At 55.8% G+C, this 17,297-nt stretch carries 11 protein-coding genes and 4 tRNA genes; 8 read left to right on the forward strand and 7 right to left on the reverse strand.

Annotated features, from left to right (window positions below; all coding sequences use genetic code 11):
• Positions 1 to 6 precede the first annotated feature (6 nt).
• Positions 7 to 2,016, reverse strand: coding sequence for an excinuclease ABC subunit UvrB (gene uvrB / locus ACFOSS_RS14595; RefSeq protein WP_377153825.1), 2,010 nt, complete (start codon positions 2,014 to 2,016; stop codon positions 7 to 9).
• Positions 2,013 to 3,353, reverse strand: a complete 1,341-nt coding sequence (locus tag ACFOSS_RS14600) for an MATE family efflux transporter (protein WP_377153827.1) — start codon at positions 3,351 to 3,353, stop codon at positions 2,013 to 2,015. Before ACFOSS_RS14600 ends, uvrB begins: the two co-directional genes overlap by 4 nt.
• A gap of 177 nt (positions 3,354 to 3,530) precedes the next feature.
• Here ACFOSS_RS14600 and ACFOSS_RS14605 point away from each other — a divergent pair.
• From ACFOSS_RS14605 to ACFOSS_RS14625, 5 genes are all read left to right on the forward strand, one after another.
• A tRNA-Asn gene (locus ACFOSS_RS14605) sits at positions 3,531 to 3,606 on the forward strand.
• Positions 3,607 to 4,181: 575 nt separating this feature from the next.
• Positions 4,182 to 4,257: transfer RNA gene (locus tag ACFOSS_RS14610), tRNA-Asn, on the forward strand.
• Positions 4,258 to 4,264: 7 nt separating this feature from the next.
• A tRNA-Asn gene (locus ACFOSS_RS14615) sits at positions 4,265 to 4,340 on the forward strand.
• 8 nt (positions 4,341 to 4,348) lie between these two features.
• A tRNA-Asn gene (locus ACFOSS_RS14620) sits at positions 4,349 to 4,424 on the forward strand.
• Positions 4,425 to 4,732: 308 nt separating this feature from the next.
• Entirely contained in the window at positions 4,733 to 6,598 is a 1,866-nt protein-coding gene (locus ACFOSS_RS14625) for an EAL domain-containing protein (protein ID WP_377153829.1), read from the forward strand.
• On the opposite strand, the gene ACFOSS_RS14630 is transcribed toward ACFOSS_RS14625, so the two are convergent.
• Positions 6,591 to 7,094, reverse strand: a complete 504-nt coding sequence (locus ACFOSS_RS14630) for a hypothetical protein (protein ID WP_377153832.1) — start codon at positions 7,092 to 7,094, stop codon at positions 6,591 to 6,593. The genes ACFOSS_RS14625 and ACFOSS_RS14630 overlap by 8 nt on opposite strands.
• A 117-nt stretch (positions 7,095 to 7,211) precedes the next feature.
• On the opposite strand from ACFOSS_RS14630, the gene ACFOSS_RS14635 reads away from it, so the two are divergent.
• Positions 7,212 to 8,003: a substrate-binding periplasmic protein gene (locus tag ACFOSS_RS14635; RefSeq protein WP_377153834.1), complete on the forward strand. Its 792-nt coding sequence runs from the start codon at positions 7,212 to 7,214 to the stop codon at positions 8,001 to 8,003.
• A 64-nt stretch (positions 8,004 to 8,067) separates the two neighbouring features.
• Here ACFOSS_RS14635 and aroA read toward each other — a convergent pair whose 3' ends face one another.
• From aroA to gyrA, 4 genes are all read right to left on the reverse strand, one after another.
• Positions 8,068 to 9,351 (reverse strand): 3-phosphoshikimate 1-carboxyvinyltransferase, encoded by a 1,284-nt coding sequence (gene aroA, locus ACFOSS_RS14640; RefSeq protein ID WP_377153837.1) that lies wholly within the window; start codon positions 9,349 to 9,351, stop codon positions 8,068 to 8,070.
• 112 nt (positions 9,352 to 9,463) lie between these two features.
• On the reverse strand, positions 9,464 to 11,155 hold the full coding sequence (locus ACFOSS_RS14645) for a DUF342 domain-containing protein (RefSeq protein WP_377153840.1): 1,692 nt from the start codon (positions 11,153 to 11,155) through the stop codon (positions 9,464 to 9,466).
• A gap of 344 nt (positions 11,156 to 11,499) precedes the next feature.
• Positions 11,500 to 12,585, reverse strand: a complete 1,086-nt coding sequence (gene serC / locus ACFOSS_RS14650) for a 3-phosphoserine/phosphohydroxythreonine transaminase (protein WP_377153843.1) — start codon at positions 12,583 to 12,585, stop codon at positions 11,500 to 11,502.
• A 148-nt stretch (positions 12,586 to 12,733) separates the two neighbouring features.
• Entirely contained in the window at positions 12,734 to 15,436 is a 2,703-nt protein-coding gene (gene gyrA, locus ACFOSS_RS14655; RefSeq protein WP_377153846.1) for a DNA topoisomerase (ATP-hydrolyzing) subunit A, read from the reverse strand.
• A gap of 162 nt (positions 15,437 to 15,598) precedes the next feature.
• Between gyrA and ubiG the strand changes: the two genes are divergently transcribed.
• Complete coding sequence (ubiG, locus tag ACFOSS_RS14660; RefSeq protein ID WP_377153849.1) at positions 15,599 to 16,300, forward strand: bifunctional 2-polyprenyl-6-hydroxyphenol methylase/3-demethylubiquinol 3-O-methyltransferase UbiG; 702 nt, start codon at positions 15,599 to 15,601, stop codon at positions 16,298 to 16,300.
• A 3-nt stretch (positions 16,301 to 16,303) separates the two neighbouring features.
• Complete coding sequence (locus ACFOSS_RS14665; protein WP_377153853.1) at positions 16,304 to 16,969, forward strand: HAD family hydrolase; 666 nt, start codon at positions 16,304 to 16,306, stop codon at positions 16,967 to 16,969.
• The last annotated feature ends 328 nt before the right edge of the window (positions 16,970 to 17,297 follow it).

Below are 17,297 nucleotides of genomic sequence, written 5' to 3' on the forward strand. Positions count from 1 at the left end.
CAGCCTTCACGCCTCCTGAATCAGCTGTTCGTGCAGCAGTTGGATTTGATCGCGCAATGCGGCCGCCTGTTCAAATTCCAGATTACGGGCATGCTCGAACATCTGCCCCTCCAGTTGTTTGATGCGTTTGGCCAGATCCTCGGGCGGCTCAGGATGATAGAACGCCTGTTGTTCCGCCACTTTACGGCGCTGTTGCTCATCGCGGGGAGCCGAGCCTGTCACCTGCATCACATCGACGATCTTCTTGCGCAATCCCTGCGGTACTATGCCGTGCTGCTCGTTGAACGCATGCTGTTTGGCCCGACGCCGTTCAGTCTCATCAATCGCTGCACGCATTGAGTCGGTTATGCGATCGGCGTACAGGATAGCCTTACCGTTGAGATTGCGCGCCGCACGTCCAATCGTCTGAATTAGCGAACGGGTGGAACGCAGGAAACCTTCCTTGTCGGCATCCAGGATCGCAACCAGTGACACCTCTGGCATATCCAGCCCTTCACGCAGCAAGTTGATCCCGACGAGCACATCGAATTTACCCAGTCGCAGATCGCGGATGATCTCGACCCGTTCAACGGTATCGACATCCGAATGCAGATAACGTACACGGACACCGTGCTCATCCAGATACTCGGTCAGATCCTCGGCCATGCGTTTGGTCAGCGTCGTAATCAGTACCCGCTCATCACTGGCGGCACGCATCCGGATCTCGGATAGCACATCATCGACCTGGGTGCCGACAGGACGCACTTCGATGAGCGGATCCAGCAAGCCGGTGGGCCGGACGACCTGCTCAACAACCTGCCCCTGAGACTTATCCAGCTCATAGTTCGCCGGTGTCGCCGAGACAAAAATGGTCTGCGGTTGCAGGGCTTCAAACTCATCAAATTTCAGCGGACGATTATCCAGTGCCGATGGCAAGCGGAAACCGTACTCCACCAGCGTTTCCTTACGTGAACGGTCACCCTTATACATGGCACCAATCTGCGACACAGTGACATGAGACTCGTCGATGATCAGTAACCCATCGGCGGGCAAGTAATCAAACAAGGTCGGCGGCGGCTCGCCCGGTGCCCGTCCGGACAAATACCGTGAGTAGTTTTCAATGCCAGAGCAGTAGCCCAACTCCTGCATCATCTCGATATCAAACTGGGTGCGCTGAGTCAGGCGTTGCTCTTCAAGCAGCTTGTTCGCCGCCAGCAGTTGTGCTCGCCTGCCTGTCAACTCCACTTTGATCTCCTCGATGGCATTGAGGATGGTTTCACGTGGCGTGACATAGTGACTTTTCGGGAAAATCGTAAAGCGCGGCACCTGCTTTTCTACCGCGCCGGTCAGCGGGTCAAACAACGACAAGCGCTCAACCTCTTCATCAAATAGCTCAACACGCAGTGCCAGCTTGTCCGATTCCGCCGGAAAGATATCGATGACCTCGCCCCGTACCCGGAAGGTCGCGCGCGCAAAGGCCGCATCATTGCGCGCATATTGTAATTCCGCTAACCGACGCAAAATATCGCGCTGGTTAATGATGTCGCCCTGGCGTAAATGCAGCATCATCTTCAGATAGGACTGAGGATCACCCAAGCCGTAAATCGCCGAAACCGAAGCCACAATCACCACATCCCGGCGCTCCATCAGCGCCTTGGTTGCCGAGAGCCGCATCTGTTCTATATGGTCGTTGATCGCCGAATCCTTCTCGATGAAGGTGTCCGTTGACGGCACATAGGCTTCAGGCTGGTAATAGTCGTAATAGGAGACAAAATACTCGACCGCATTATGCGGGAAAAACTCCCGCATCTCGCCATACAGCTGCGCCGCCAACGTCTTGTTATGCGCCAGAATCATGGTCGGGCGATTCATCTTGGCGATCACGTTAGCCATGGTAAACGTCTTACCTGAGCCGGTAACCCCCAGTAACGTCTGATGGGCCAAGCCGGACTCGATGCCATCGATCAGATTGGCAATCGCTTGCGGCTGGTCCCCGGCCGGGGCGAACTGGCTGACCAGTTCAAAAGCTTTGCTCATAGCTCATCAGGCTCCATGTTATTGACGCTGTCATTGAACCACAGGTATGCCAACGTGGCACACAACAGATTGGCCAGCACGCCCCCAAAAAATACACCGCTTAATTGCCACCATTGCGCCAGCAACCAGGATAACGGCACATAGAATACAAAAAAGCGCATCAGGCTCAGCCCCAGGGCCCGTTTAGGCTGATGCATCGCGTTAAATGAAGAGTTGGTCAAGATGATCACCCCTTGTGCCGCATATGCCAATGGTAAAACCCGCAAGTACTGGCTAATCACCGACTGTACCGAGGCTTCCTGACTGAACCAGCTAGCTAACAGCGGAGCAAGCACAAACAGCACGCAGGCAATCGCCAATTGCACCAGACACACCAGGCGAATCGCTTCCTTATAGCCAAGATGTACCCGATCCAGCCGCCCTGCCCCCTGGTTTTGACTGATAAATGGCGGTAACACCATGGACATGGTCAGGATAAACAGACAGGCTATCGACTCGATGCGCCCTCCCACCCCATATGCCGCCACGGCTTCGCGCCCAAACCCGGCGACCAGCGTCGTCATCAATACGGTGGCCAGTGGCGTCAACATATTGGTCAGTGCGGCTGGCAAGGCTATTTGCAGCAATTGCCGGACATCAGCGGCGAGATGGGCTTGCCACCCCGAGCTATCCAGCAGGCGATAACGGCAGGTCAGCATCCATAGCATCATGCCACTGCCGGTCAGCCAGGATGCCACGCTGGCCAGCGCCGCTCCCGTGAGGCCCAACGCCGGAACAGGCCCCCAACCGAATATCAGTACCGGATCCAGCAGCAGATTGACCAGGCTGGCCACCACCATGACCAGACTAGGGATCCGGATATTTCCAAAAGCCCGGAATATGGCATTGCCAACCATGGAGATGGCCAGCAAGCTGCAACCGAAAAACCAGATTTGCATAAAGTGCAGTATCAGCGGCAAAGTGGCGCTATCGGCCCCCATCCAGCGGAACAGGTGCGGGGCCAACAGCAGACCGACCAAGGCCGCCAGCAACATGATTGACGAGGCGACCACCAGCGCCACCACCGCCATGCGACGGGCAGCCGCCAGCTGTCCACTGCCAATCAGGCGCCCCAGGATGGCACTGGTACCTACCCCCATGCCAATCATCAGACTGATCAGTGAAAAAGTAACGGGAAACGTAAAGCTGATCGCGGCCAACGGGGTCGTCCCCAGCAGCGATATGAACCAGGTATCCAGCAGACCAAAACCCATCATCGCCATCATGCCCACCATCATGGTCAAGGTCGTCATCACAAGATGACGCCGAATAGGGGCATGTAACACATCCTCAGACACTATCGCTTCCCACAACTGATCCGGCGCCCAGTGTAGCCTGCCCAACGCAGCAACGGACAGCGACAGTGCGCTCGATCCGCAGGATCGTATGATTCATGAGCACTTGATCTGCATCACGCAACTTCGGCTTGACCCTCTTCGGCTGGCTCATTACTATTGTCGACCTCTTCATGAGATTCCCTCGTAGTTCAGTCGGTAGAACGGCGGACTGTTAATCCGTATGTCACTGGTTCGAGTCCAGTCGAGGGAGCCATTTCACGCATTCTGTACCCCACTTATCCACCAAAATCGCGCAAATTGTGCCAAAACAATGCACAACGACGCTTTCCGCTCGTCCTGGATTTATCCTACGCTCATGCGCCGAGTGGCGCAGATGTGCCATCATCGCAACGCCTTGATTTTTATATATTTATTTTTTGCAATATTTTTACAGCGAAGAATGGCAAAGCCTTGTCCGATGCGGCTTGGCGAGACATTTCTAGAATTAACTCACATGCTTATCCACAGAAACCGTGGATAACTTTCGCCAAGCCCGATGCCATGCGCCTTGCGGCGACTGTGTATAAATTCTAGTGGCCAAAAGGTGGCGTGAAGCGCCGGCCCGGCATGCATAACAAATACCGGATCCTGTCATGGTGCGCGCCCGATGCCGAGGATCCCTGGGCTGTGTTCAAGATCAATCCGCAGCTAAGCCACTGTTGAGCAAGAATAAAGCACTGCTGTTCAGCTTTTATGCGAACACGCCGTTTTTGAGGAAAAGGCTGCGTTCGGCGGTTGACAGGCATGGGGGCAATCAGTAACATGCGCGGCGTCTTGAAGAGACACTGTTCCCTCGTAGTTCAGTCGGTAGAACGGCGGACTGTTAATCCGTATGTCACTGGTTCAAGTCCAGTCGAGGGAGCCACTTCTGTTCCTCCTTAGTTCAGTCGGTAGAACGGCGGACTGTTAATCCGTATGTCGCTGGTTCAAGTCCAGCAGGAGGAGCCACTTTCTGTTCCCTCGTAGTTCAGTCGGTAGAACGGCGGACTGTTAATCCGTATGTCACTGGTTCAAGTCCAGTCGAGGGAGCCACTTCTGGCTCAATGCTTACACTCTTCTGCTTCGTCATCACTCAGTTCTTTCACTGACCCGTTTTAAGCATATAGATTCAGCGACAAGGTGCCGTTTCTCCCGGTGCTACATCACGTCTTTTATACGCATATTACGCTCCCGCCTATACGTTCGATTCTTTTGGCACCATAATTGCGTCATAGCACTGTAAAACGTAGAAAATAATATCGATGTCCGCTGCATTAGGGTTGTTCAGCCGGCTATCGTTCACCCCGTATGGTCGTATCTTTATACAAAGTCAATGTTTCGTATGAATTGAGGTGAATCGGATGCACAAACACGCCAACCCATTATTGCGCTATGCCATCGGCGCCACATTGGGGCTATTGCTGCTAAATGGTGCCGTTATTCATGTTCTGCAGAGCAATCGCCTCGAAGAGATGAATCAGATGGTCGGGGCCAGCCTCAAGCAAGCGTTACCCTCATCTTCAGCTCCCGGTGCCAATCTGGACGAACTGTCCAGGCAGTTACATCTGCAAAAGCTAACCGTCATCGACAGCAACCAGGATGCGAGCGCGCCGCAAGCATCGGATATGCTGCTGTGGCTTTATCCTGCACTGCAGGGACGCGTCGCGTTGCAGACCCCAGGGCAACAGGCGAGTTTCCGCCTTGATAACAACGTGCTGCTTCCTGAGCTGCTCGGGCTGGCGCTGACAACACTGGCGACCCTGCTGTTATCCGTCTGGGCACTGTTTTACCTGCAACGTCAGCAGCAGCGCCAGATGGAAGCTCAGTTAAAAGTTGAAATCCTGACTCAGGACCACTCGGCCGCCCCTCTCCCTGAAATTAGTCATGCGCTGCAAGAGCGGGAACATCTAGTCCGGACACAACTGGAGGAGAGCCAAAACCGCGCGCGGGAACTGGAGCTGCGAGCCAGCCAAGATCCGTTGACGGGCCTGCTCAACCGAACCAGTTTTCAGCGGGACCTCACCGCAAGGCTGCAGGATGACAGCCAGCAAAACATGGCGTTGCTGGCGGTGATCCGGGCCACGGAGCTTAGCAACATCAACAAGCAACGCGGATTTGTCTCCGGCGATCGCTATCTGCAAGACATCGCCGCGCTGCTGGTGCGGGCTTGCAAGCGGCTGGCCAATACCGATGTCTATCGGTTGGCTGGCAGTGACTTTGCCATCCTGCAGAAAATCAGCAACGCCAATCTGTCCGAACAACTTGGGCAGGAACTCAAACAGCTGTTTGATCAGTATCAGAATGAGCAGGCTCTGGATGGTACTGCCTATACCGGCATGACACTGTTCCGCAGTGGTCAGTTGGCTGAACAGATATTGGGACGTAGTGACTTGGCACTGGCTAAATCACAAACCGGTGCCATCAATGGCTGGTTCCTGCAAGAAAAGGATGCCGAAGACTACCTGCAAGGCGAACGCCACTGGAAACAGGTCATCAACCAGGTCATCGAGAGCAAGGCAATCATGCTGATGCAACAACCGATGCAAAGCATGAACATCTCGATTCGTACTTATAACGAAATCCTGGCTCGCTTCGTCGGCGACAACAATCAACTAATGCCGACAGAGACCATACTCGCCATGGCGCAACGTCATGATTTGCTGGTGCAACTTGAACAGCAAATCATCGAGATGATCATTGCCCAATACACATCGCGAGCTGTTGATCAACGCTGGGGGGTCAATCTGTCGGCCAACGCGCTGATGAATAATGGGTTCCTGATCTGGCTGGAACGGCAGCTTCTCAAGGAGCCGAATGTCGCATCCAATCTGGTGTTTGAACTGGATGAAGATCTGCTCGACTGCAATCTGGCTGCCAGCGTGCGCCTGTTTGAAATGTTGCGCCGGACCGGCAGTCGCTCCAGCATCTCCAAGTTTGGCAAAGGGTTGGGATCATTCCGGCTGTATCGAGAGCTCAAACCGGATTACATCAAGCTGGATGCCAGCTTGATCGATAGCCTGGAGCGCGACCATACCAGTCAACAGTTCATTCGCATGATTGTCGAGGTATCCCACCGGCTGGGTTGTATTGTCGTCGCCGAAGGGGTGGAAAACGTCGGCCAGAAACAGCTGCTGGAAACACTGTATGTTGACGCTATTCAAGGTTATCTGGTGGCCAGGCCGGCCCCTATTCCAGCCCTATCGGCACCGAATCTGGAAATCATTTAACCTCGGATGAACGACGCAATCGGGACAGTATCCGGATGACGTCGTTCAACAGGCGGTAACGCTCGAGCTCTTCTTTGCCATAACGGGTCGATAACAGCGCGGCATTGCCGCGCTGTTTCATATAGCGCGTTATCTGCAAACGATTGAACTTGCCAATGCGGTAAAACAGATCGAGCAAAGACTGCGTCTCTTCGCTATCCAATCCGGCCACAGCGGGATAATTGGCATCGCCGGGTGTTAAAATACGTAGCGACAGCTCACACACATCGCCTCGCTCCTGCAGGTACTCCAGCCACTGCTCTACCTGTGACGGTTTGCATCCGGCCAGCAAGTTAAAATGGCCACTGCTGTCACTGCGACAACGCGTTAGCAGGCAACACGCCAGCTCATCATCATTACAACTGAAGGTGACATCGCCAGACAGCGCCCAATCGACCGACGAGACTCGGATCAGCGCCTCAGCTCCCGTTTTGCTCCTGCACTGGAAAAGAAACACATCACCTCCTGTCATTTGCAGCAAACGTTCAGTTTATCCTACTTGCTGACTCTCGCCTATTCGGGTTCGCAGCAGCCGCAGCGTGTAACGGCTACACTTGGGCAAAAAGGAGGGCGCATGCGTAACAGCCTTTTACTCTGCCTGCTCGTGATCTGCCTCAGTGGGTCGCCGGCTTATGCCAAAGAGATCATCCGAGTCGGGGGTTATCCTTTTGCGCCTTTCGTTTATCGACATGGCCCCGCTTATGACGGCGTCACGCTGGCTCTGATTCAGGCATTGAACCAGATACAAGACGAATTTGAACTCAGCTTCACCCCGATTAGCAGCACGCGTAGGCTGCAGGGGTTTGACTTGCACCGCTTCGATTTGATCCTGTTTGAGAATCCACGTTGGGGATGGGAAGGCCGAGATCTGGAATTCATTCCTCTGCCCTTCAGTGATGGTGACATCATGATCACGCTCCAATCAGCAGAGGATACAACCGCCCTGTTTCAGCATCCGGATAAATACTCCCTCATCGCAGTACAGGGCTTTCATTACGGCTTTGCCAATTATCAGAACGACCCAGACTATCTGCGCCAGCATTATGACATTCTGCTGGTCAAGGATAATGAAAGCAGCCTGCAGGCCTTATTACGCAAGCGCGGGAAGATAGCGTTGATTACATACTCTTACTTGATGACACGCCTGTCCCAGCAACCTGAACTGCAGCGCCAGATTACTCTCGCCCCGTCGTATGACACGCGTTACGCGCTGGGGGCGCTATTACGGGCCTCGCATCCGCATCTGCACCGTACCCAGCTGGAAAAGTGGCTTAATCAACTGGAGCAAGATGGCAGCTTGGCCCGAATTTGGGAAAGATATGTCCCCAAAGGCTATCCTCGAGTCATTCCCCCTTCACGGCAGTGAGTCCCCATCCCACTTCGCGAGCATAAAAAAAGGAGCCTTGCGGCTCCATCTTTACCCACATCCGTTACTCAAACCGGCTAACACTGGCCAGCTTTTCAAAATAATCGGGGAATGTCTTTGAGGTGCAACCTGGATCATTAATCGTCACCGGGGTATCGCTCAAGGCCACCAGAGAGAAGCACATCGCAATCCGGTGGTCGTTATACGTATCGATGGCCGCATGCTTGAGATGTGGAACCGGCGTAACTTCGATGAAGTCCTCACCCTCGACCACGTCGGCACCCAACTTGCGCAACTCGGCCGCCATAGCGTGCAGGCGATCCGTTTCCTTGACGCGCCAGTTATAAATATTGCGGATCGCGGTTTTCCCCTGCGCAAATAACGCTGTGGTCGCAATCGTCATCGCCGCATCCGGAATATGGTTCATGTCCATATCGACGCCATGCAGCTCACCTTGCTCGGCCTGAATATAGTCATCACCCCAAGTAATGCGTGCGCCCATCTTTTCCAGCACCTCGGCAAAACGAATATCTCCCTGGATGCTCTGTTTGCCGATGCCAGTCACCTTGACCCGCCCCTTGATGGCTCCGGCAGCCAGGAAGTAGGATGCGGACGAGGCATCGCCCTCCACCAAAAAATCGCCCGGCGAGACGTACTGCTGGTTGCCACGAATGTAGAACACCTGATAGTTATCGTGCTCCACCACGACGCCAAACTGCTGCATGATGTGCAGCGTAATGTCGATATACGGCTTGGACACCAGCTCGCCTTTGATCTTGATGCGAGTATCGCCTGCCGCCAGCGGCGCAGCCATCAGGAAGGCAGTCAGGAACTGGCTGGAGACGGAACCATCGATGTGAACCTCCCCCCCCCATAACCCTTTGCCGTTGATCGTCAGCGGTGGATAACCATCGTTCTTCAGGTAATGGATTTCCGCCCCGGCTTCACGCAATGCCTCGACCAGGTGACCGATAGGCCGCTCTTCCATGCGCGGCTCCCCCGTCAGGGTAAACTCACCATTGCTCAGACACAGTGCGGCACACAACGGACGCATTGCCGTGCCGGCGTTGCCCAGAAACAGCTGTAACGGCTCACGGGTTGAGAATGGGCGTCCAAGTCCATGCACGACACACTCGGTCTTGTCCGCCGAGAGCTGGTAATGCACCCCCAGCAGTTTTAACGATGCCAGCATGTGGCGGATATCGTCGCTATCCAGCAGATTGGTGAGGCGAGTGGTGCCTTTGGATAGCGCCGCTAACAACAGTGCACGATTGGATACGCTCTTTGAGCCCGGCAGGTTGACCGTGCCTTCCACACGAGCAATGGGTTCCAGTGTCAGGGTTTTCATAACTTCCTGTTCTCTTACAACTCATGGACAACTAGCAGTGGAGGGACAGTAACAGCCATGCCAGGACAGGGCAAGCCATTCAGATTATCCGTTTGGAAAAGTCATCACCGACTCAGGGAATATCCAGCAAAGGCTCGACGACCAATTCACCATCCTGATGGCAAACCTGGCATTGCTGGTGTTCCTCCTGAGTGACCAGGCGCATCCCCGCCATCTCGATGCTCACACCAGGGTGCAGATGACGACAACAATAGACCCGTGCCCGCGCCAGCGCGGCATCGCGTGCAGCATTGACTGCATCCAGCTCCTCTTCTTCGCTTTTCAACTGCCGGCAGAGATGCCCTCTGGTAGCCGAAATCTTGCTGGCCAGTTGATTCCGCTTCTCGCTGCTTGGCAGCTGCGCCACCTTGCTGTTGGCATCATCGAGCTGATGTAATACCTCAATATTGTGTTCGATTTCGCCACGCAACCATTTTCGACGTTCGAGGAGCTCGCTGAAATCACCGATGATGGTCAGCTGAGTCGAATTGTCCGCCGGACCGCCAATCACCACCGCCAGAATCTGCTCACCGGCGCACACTTGCCCACCGAGCAGGGTGCCCTTGCGCCGCCCCTCGTCACTGACAACCACCCGCGCGGCGCTGGTCACATGGGAATGCAGCAGTTGGCTGCTGATGACAATATCCCCTTCCGCCACGATATTGGCATACTGCGCAAATTTGGCGATGACCTTCCCCCCCGCGCGCACACTGCAGGAGTACTGTGCAGATTTGGCCACGGGATGCCCTATGATGCCCTTGTCGACCACCAGGTCACTGCCGGCCTCGATGTGTGCCGAATCCACGACCCCGCCGACCGAGATACAGCCCCCCGCCTTGACGCGCATGCCATCACAGACGTTACCCTTGATCAGGATGCTGCCGGAAAACTCAATGTGACCAAATTTCGCCGTCACGTCCTGAATGGTCAGCACTTCGTCAACGGCCATGCCCTGTTCAATTTCCAGCGGCAACCCCTCACGCATTGCCAGCAGCACATTGTTATCGTCAGGACTGATGCGCACACCGTCACCCGCGATCAGCGGCAACTCGCAACCATCTTTGGCCGGAAGCGGTGTGCCTGTGACCGTAAAACCGGTAATACCTGGTTCTGGCGGATAACGGCGCATCAAGACATCATCCACAGCAACCGTGGCCATAGCGCCGAGGTCTCGCAAATCGACCACATCATGCGCTTCATCTGTGACCTGGGGTTTGAGCACTCGTTCACTCAGGGTCGGAACCAGGCGGACAAACCGGCTATCCGCCCCATCCTGGGGAAGTTCACCTGCCGCCACTATGCCCGCAGTCAGGCATCCAGGTTCACCGATGGCCGACTTCTGAACCAGATCGCGAATGGCCGCGTCAAGAAGGCCGTGGGTGACACCGGCTTTTTCCAATCCGGCCCGCAGCATACCCTCGCTGACCGGATTTCCGGCAAAGGGGCTGTAGAGCTGTGCAGTTGCACTCATTTCGTCCTTCGCCAACTTGATCTCGACTTGGCCATCCAGCCGCCGTGCGATGATCAATACCGAGTGGCTATTGGTCTCACCCGGTTGTGCCGCAGAAATCTTGTTCAGAGCCTCGGCGGCATCCTTCAGCGCCTTGTCACTGGTTTGATATTTGTTAAAAGGGGATTGAGCAAACAGGGCTCCCAGCTGACGGGCATCCACCGGTTGGTCCACAGGCTCCACCGCCAACAGGACAAACTGTCGATCTGAAGAGAGATAAAACCAGTCAACACTTAAATTCGTCGTCGTGTTCATGACAGGATCCGTCAGGTCATCTGCCTACTGTGATACCAGATCCGGTGCGAAACGGTTAGATTTCGAACTCAATTTAGTGATTTGACAGGAAAAACAATGGCTTTTCAGTCTGAATGAGTCCTTGCCGCTAACAGATACCAAGCGCTATGGCCATATGCATGTCCCCCTGAGCAGAGGGAGGGATGGAGGATGGAGGATGGAGGATGGAGGATGGAGGATGGAGGATGGAGGATGGAGGATGGAGGATGGAGGATGGATCGATAGGATAGAGCGGGATGCAGCCAGGAAACAAACAGGGGCTTAACGCCCCTGTTGTGCTGATCGCTAGCCAGGGCTTACGGGCATCAACTGTGTTGCTTGGCAAAACGCTCCATAAAGGCCACCAGCGCTTTGACCCCTTCCAGCGGCATGGCGTTGTACAGGCTGGCACGCATACCACCCACAATACGGTGACCTTTCAGGGCCATCAGATTCGCTGCCTTGGACTGCGTCAGGAAATCGGCATCCAGGGCCGCATCCTTGAGCTGGAACGGCACATTCATCCGTGAGCGACAAGCCAGGTCGACATGGTTGCTGTAGAAGTCACTGGCATCGATGTAGTCATACAGGAACTGCGCCTTCTCGATATTCTTCGCCTCAATGGCCTCCAGACCGCCTTGACGCTTCAACCACTTGAAGACCAGACCAGCCAGATACCAGGAGTAGGTCGGCGGCGTATTGAACATGGAGTCGTTATCCGCCGTCACCTTGTAATCGAAGATCGCCGGTGTGTCGGACCGCGCCTGTCCCAACAGATCCTCGCGCACCAGCACGACTGCCAGGCCGGACGGGCCAATGTTCTTCTGGGCGCCGGCATAGATGATCCCGTAACGGCTAACATCAACCGGACGGGACAGAATGGTTGAGGACATGTCTGCGACCAAGGGAATCGACCCCGTGTCCGGCAGATCAAACATCTCGATGCCTTCGATGGTCTCATTCGGACAGAAGTGTACATAGGCGGCATCAGAGCGGAATTGCGGCTTGTCGACCAGTTTAAAACCACCGTTATCCAGCTTGATCACGCCGTCGACGCCCTGCATGTCACCAAACTTCACGCCTTCGGTCAGCGCCGCCTTGGACCATACCCCTGACAGCAGGTAATCGGCCTTCTTGTTGGCGCCACCAAGTAAATTCTGGGGAACGGCCGCAAACTGGCCGCGACCACCACCGTGCATGAACAGGACTTTGTAGTTATCCGGAACCTGCATCAGTTCGCGCAGATCCTTCTCCGCCTCGGCGGCAACCGCCATGTACTCCTTGCCACGGTGGGACAACTCCATGACGGAGACACCCAGACCATCAAAGTCGATGAATTCACGCTGGGCTTGCGCCATGACCTCTTCCGGCAGCATGGCCGGACCTGCACAAAAGTTATAAACCTTGCTCATCTTCTCTTCCGTTGGCTTCCTTGGAACTTCCAGCTTTTACACCGAACCGTGATCCGGCGCAAAGGTTTTTATCTTGCTGACCACGCCTTCCCGGAGTCGGCCGGCAAGAAAACAAAAGGCGGCCCGAGGGCCGCCTGTATCAGAAGCATTACTCCTGATTGTCTTCCTGAGTTTGCTCCCCAGAAGCCGCTTCGACCTCCAGAGCACTCTCATCCACTTCCGGCTCGGCAATCCGCTCCAGGCTGACGACCTCTTCGCCTTCCATGGTACGAATCAGACGCACCCCACCGGTATTCCGACCGATGACGCTGACTTCAACAACGCGCGTCCGTACCAGGGTGCCGGCATTGGTAATCAGCATGATCTCATCCTTGTCATCGACCTGGATGGCACCGACCACCTTACCATTACGCTCGTCAACCTTGATCGAGATGACGCCCTGGGTACCGCGACTCTTGGTCGGATACTCTTCCAGCGCGGTGCGCTTCCCGTAACCGTTGGCCGTCGCCGTCAGTACCGCGCCTTCACCGCGAGGGATGATCAGCGAGACCACCTTGTCGCCGGCCGCCAGCTTGATGCCGCGCACCCCGGCCGCAGTCCGCCCCATAGGTCGGACGCCCTTGCCAGAGGTGTTGCCCTCACTCGACTCGCTAGCCTCGCTCTCAGACTCGTCAACCTCGTCGTCTTCGCCCTCGGCGTCACAGATCTCCGCGCCACGCCCCGGGCCTTCGGCAAATCGCACCACCTTGCCAGCATCGGAGAACAGCATGATCTCGTTGCTGCCATCGGTGATGTCGACGGCGATCAGCTCGTCCCCTTCCCGCAGCGTGATAGCGCGGATGCCGGAGCTCAACGGACGGGAGAAGGCCGACAGCTCCGTCTTCTTGACGGTACCATTGGCGGTGGCAAAGAACACAAACTTGTCATCGTCGTAAGACTTGACCGGCAGAATGGCGGTGATGCGTTCACCCTCTTCCAGTGGCAGCAAGTTGACGATCGGGCGGCCACGCGCGGTACGCGACGCTTCCGGCAGGTTGTAGACCTTCAGCCAGTAAACCTTACCGCGGGTCGAGAAGCACAGAATGGTGTCGTGAGTATTAGCCACCAGCAGACGCTCGATGAAATCTTCTTCTTTCATCCGCGTGGCAGACTTACCGCGGCCACCACGGCGCTGAGCCTCATAATCCGACAGCGGCTGGTACTTGACGTAGCCCTCATGGGAGAGCGTGACCACGACATCTTCTGGCGTGATCAAATCTTCCATGTTGATTTCGATGCTCGCCGCCTGGATTTCAGTACGACGGTTATCACCGAATTGCGCCTTGACGTACTCCAGCTCCTCGCGGATGACCTCCATCAGGCGAGCCGGGCTATTGAGGATACGCAGCAGCTCGGCGATCTGGTTCAGCAGATCCTGATACTCTTCCAGGATCTTTTCGTGCTCAAGCCCAGTCAGCTTTTGCAGACGCAGATCCAGGATCGCTTGCGCCTGTTGTTCGGTCAGGAAGTACTGACCTTCACGAATGCCGTACTCTGGCTCCAACCACTCCGGTCGCGCCGCATTATCGCCAGCACGCTCCAGCATCGCCGCCACATTGCCCAGATCCCATGGCTTGGCGATCAACGCCGCCTTGGCTTCCGCCGGACTCGGCGAGTGACGAATCAGCTCGATGATGGGGTCAATATTGGCCAGCGCAATCGCCAGACCTTCCAAGATATGCGCACGATCGCGCGCCTTGCGCAGTTCGAATACGGTACGACGAGTCACCACTTCACGGCGGTGATCGATAAAGGCCGCCAGAATCTCCTTGAGATTCAGCGTCTTCGGCTGGCCATTCACCAGGGCAACCATGTTCATACCGAACACGTTCTGCATCTGGGTATGGGCATACAGGTTATTCAGCACCACCTCGGAGACTTCGCCACGGCGCAGCTCGATGACCACGCGCATGCCGTCCTTGTCGGATTCGTCACGCAGCGCCGTGATGCCTTCAACCTTTTTGTCCTTGACCAGCTCGGCAATCTTTTCAATCAGACGCGCCTTGTTCACCGTGTAGGGTAACTCGGTGACAATGATGCTCTCTTTACCGTTCTTGTCGTCGGTCTCGATGTGCGTTCTGGCACGCACATAAATCTTGCCGCGACCGGTGCGATAGGCATCGATGATGCCAGAGCGGCCGTTGATGATGCCGCCGGTAGGGAAATCCGGACCCGGCACATATTGCATCAACTCATCCACCGTCAGGGCACTGTTGTCGATCAGCCCCAGACAGGCATCGACCACCTCGGTGAGGTTGTGCGGCGGAATATTGGTCGCCATACCGACAGCAATACCAGAAGATCCATTGACCAGCAGGTTCGGTATCTTGGTCGGCATGACTGCCGGAATCTGTTCGGTACCATCGTAGTTCGGTACCCAGTCAACCGTTTCCTTGTCCAGATCGGCCAGCAGTTCATGGGCGATCTTGTTCATGCGGATTTCGGTATAACGCATTGCCGCAGCGGAGTCGCCGTCGACCGAACCAAAGTTACCCTGGCCGTCGACCAGCATGTAGCGCATCGAGAAGTTCTGCGCCATCCGCACTATGGTGTCATAGACAGCACTGTCACCATGGGGGTGATATTTACCGATAACGTCGCCGACCACACGGGCCGATTTTTTATAAGGCTTGTTCCAGTCGTTGCCCAGTTCGTTCATCGCGAACAGGACTCGACGGTGTACAGGCTTCAAACCATCACGCACATCCGGAAGGGCCCGACCGACGATTACACTCATGGCGTAATCGAGGTAGGAGCTCTTCAACTCTTCTTCGATGTTGATTGGCGTGATCTCTCTGGCCAGCTCACTCATATAACCCTAGATCCCTACTTCAATCGACTTGAAAGCATAAGGGCGGCATTCTAGCACGCAAATGGCCAATTCCCCAGCCTCCAGAGCGGGTGGCTGTCACAGCCTGAACGCTTGGTTATAATGCCGAGTCGCAGCAGCAACCATTAACAGGATCACCAGCAGATGAATGTCGACCATCAGGAAATAGCCAAGTTCGAAGCCCTTGCCAGTCGCTGGTGGGATCCGCAGGGCGAATTCAAGCCTTTGCATCAATTGAATCCGCTGCGTCTGCAGTGGATTGACACCCTGAGCCAAGGCTTGGCGAACAAACGTGTGCTGGATGTCGGCTGTGGTGGCGGCATTCTGGCCGAATCGATGGCTGTGCGCGGCGCCAGCGTCACCGGCCTCGACATGGGCAAAGAGCCACTGCAGGTCGCTCGGCTGCACGCGCTGGAGAGCGGTGTCGAACTGACCTACCGGCAACTGACAGTCGAGGCGCTGGCCGAGGAACTGCCGGGACACTTCGATGTCGTCACCTGTATGGAAATGCTGGAGCATGTACCGGATCCGGCCTCTGTGGTCGCCGCCTGCGCCCGGTTGGTGCGCCCCGGTGGCCAGCTGTTTTTTTCAACCATCAACCGCACCGCCAAATCCTGGCTCTTGATGATCGCCGGGGCTGAATATCTGCTACAGATGGTGCCCAAAGGCACCCACCAGCATGACAAGTTCATTCAGCCTGCCGAGCTGAGCCGCTATGCCGAATGCGCCGGTTTGCGACTGTGCCAGATGAAAGGGGTGGTCTATAACCCGCTGAGCGGCACTTTCCGACTGTCAGCCGATGTGGGTGTCAATTACATGCTGCACTGTCAGCGTCCAGAGGCCTGAGCCATGCCCCATTTTGCTGCCGTTTTATTCGATCTGGATGGCACCTTGCTGGACACGGCGCCGGATCTGGGCGCCGCCGTCAACCATGTGCTCGATACGCATGCCATGCCACGCCTGCCAGACGCGGTGATCCGCCGCATCGCCTCCGATGGCGCCCTCGGTCTGCTCAAGGCCGGCTTCGGCGAGGAACAGCTGGCACAGATGGATACCCCGGAGCTGCGTCAGGCATTGCTGGACTACTATGCCGCCCACCTGTACGAAGGTACCCGCCCTTACCCAGGCATGGTGGAGTTCATCGCCAGCCTGAACCAGGCCGCCATTCCCTGGGGAATTGTCACCAACAAACCGGCGTTTCTGACTGAACCGCTGATGGCCCAGGTCGATGAATTACCGCACTGCGGCGTCATCGTCAGTGCCGATACACTGCCGCAGCGCAAACCGCACCCGGCGCCGCTGTTGTACGCCTGCGCGCAATTGGGCGTCGAGCCCACAGCCTGTCTGTATGTCGGGGACCATATCCGCGACATTGAAGCCGGGCGCGCAGCCGGCATGCAGACGGCCATCGCCGGATGGGGATACCTTGACCCGCTCGAGAACAGTGCGCACTGGGGGGCCGATTTGCAGTTTGCCGACGTCAGCAGCCTGCACGCATGGTGGTCACAGCTCTGAAATTTTGAACGATTGCTCAATGCTTGTGCCGGGGAATGTGAGCCCGATGTTAAAGATGAAAAAAAAATATATTTTTAAAATCCGCTGCCAGCGCCCGTGGTGACTGAGCTGTAAAGATTTATCCACAAGTCGTCCCCCGAGCCACCCTCTTGATGCAGTCGGCAACGACCGTTATCTTGTGCCTCGAATACACATAAACACTATATGTTGTGTTTTGGCCACCCCGTTCTTCAGTTCTTGCTGTCACAACTCCTTCGGGAGTCGGGGTCTTCGGCCGGTTGGTCCGCGCCATGGCGCGCGCAATCACGATGGCTCAGACCATCGCCAG

The sequence above is a fragment of the Pseudaeromonas sharmana genome (genome assembly GCF_042649925.1).
In the GTDB taxonomy this organism is placed as follows: domain Bacteria; phylum Pseudomonadota; class Gammaproteobacteria; order Enterobacterales; family Aeromonadaceae; genus Pseudaeromonas; species Pseudaeromonas sharmana.

Excerpts from the sequence above, each read along its gene's own strand:
- uvrB (WP_377153825.1), bottom strand. The coding sequence starts at position 2,016 with ATGAGCAAAGCTTTTGAACTGGTCAGCCAGTTCGCCCCGGCCGGGGAC.
- ACFOSS_RS14625 (WP_377153829.1), top strand. The coding sequence starts at position 4,733 with ATGCACAAACACGCCAACCCATTATTGCGCTATGCCATCGGCGCCACA.
- ACFOSS_RS14635 (WP_377153834.1), top strand. The coding sequence starts at position 7,212 with ATGCGTAACAGCCTTTTACTCTGCCTGCTCGTGATCTGCCTCAGTGGG.
- aroA (WP_377153837.1), bottom strand. The coding sequence starts at position 9,351 with ATGAAAACCCTGACACTGGAACCCATTGCTCGTGTGGAAGGCACGGTC.
- ACFOSS_RS14645 (WP_377153840.1), bottom strand. The coding sequence starts at position 11,155 with ATGAACACGACGACGAATTTAAGTGTTGACTGGTTTTATCTCTCTTCA.
- serC (WP_377153843.1), bottom strand. The coding sequence starts at position 12,585 with ATGAGCAAGGTTTATAACTTTTGTGCAGGTCCGGCCATGCTGCCGGAA.
- gyrA (WP_377153846.1), bottom strand. The coding sequence starts at position 15,436 with ATGAGTGAGCTGGCCAGAGAGATCACGCCAATCAACATCGAAGAAGAG.
- ubiG (WP_377153849.1), top strand. The coding sequence starts at position 15,599 with ATGAATGTCGACCATCAGGAAATAGCCAAGTTCGAAGCCCTTGCCAGT.
- ACFOSS_RS14665 (WP_377153853.1), top strand. The coding sequence starts at position 16,304 with ATGCCCCATTTTGCTGCCGTTTTATTCGATCTGGATGGCACCTTGCTG.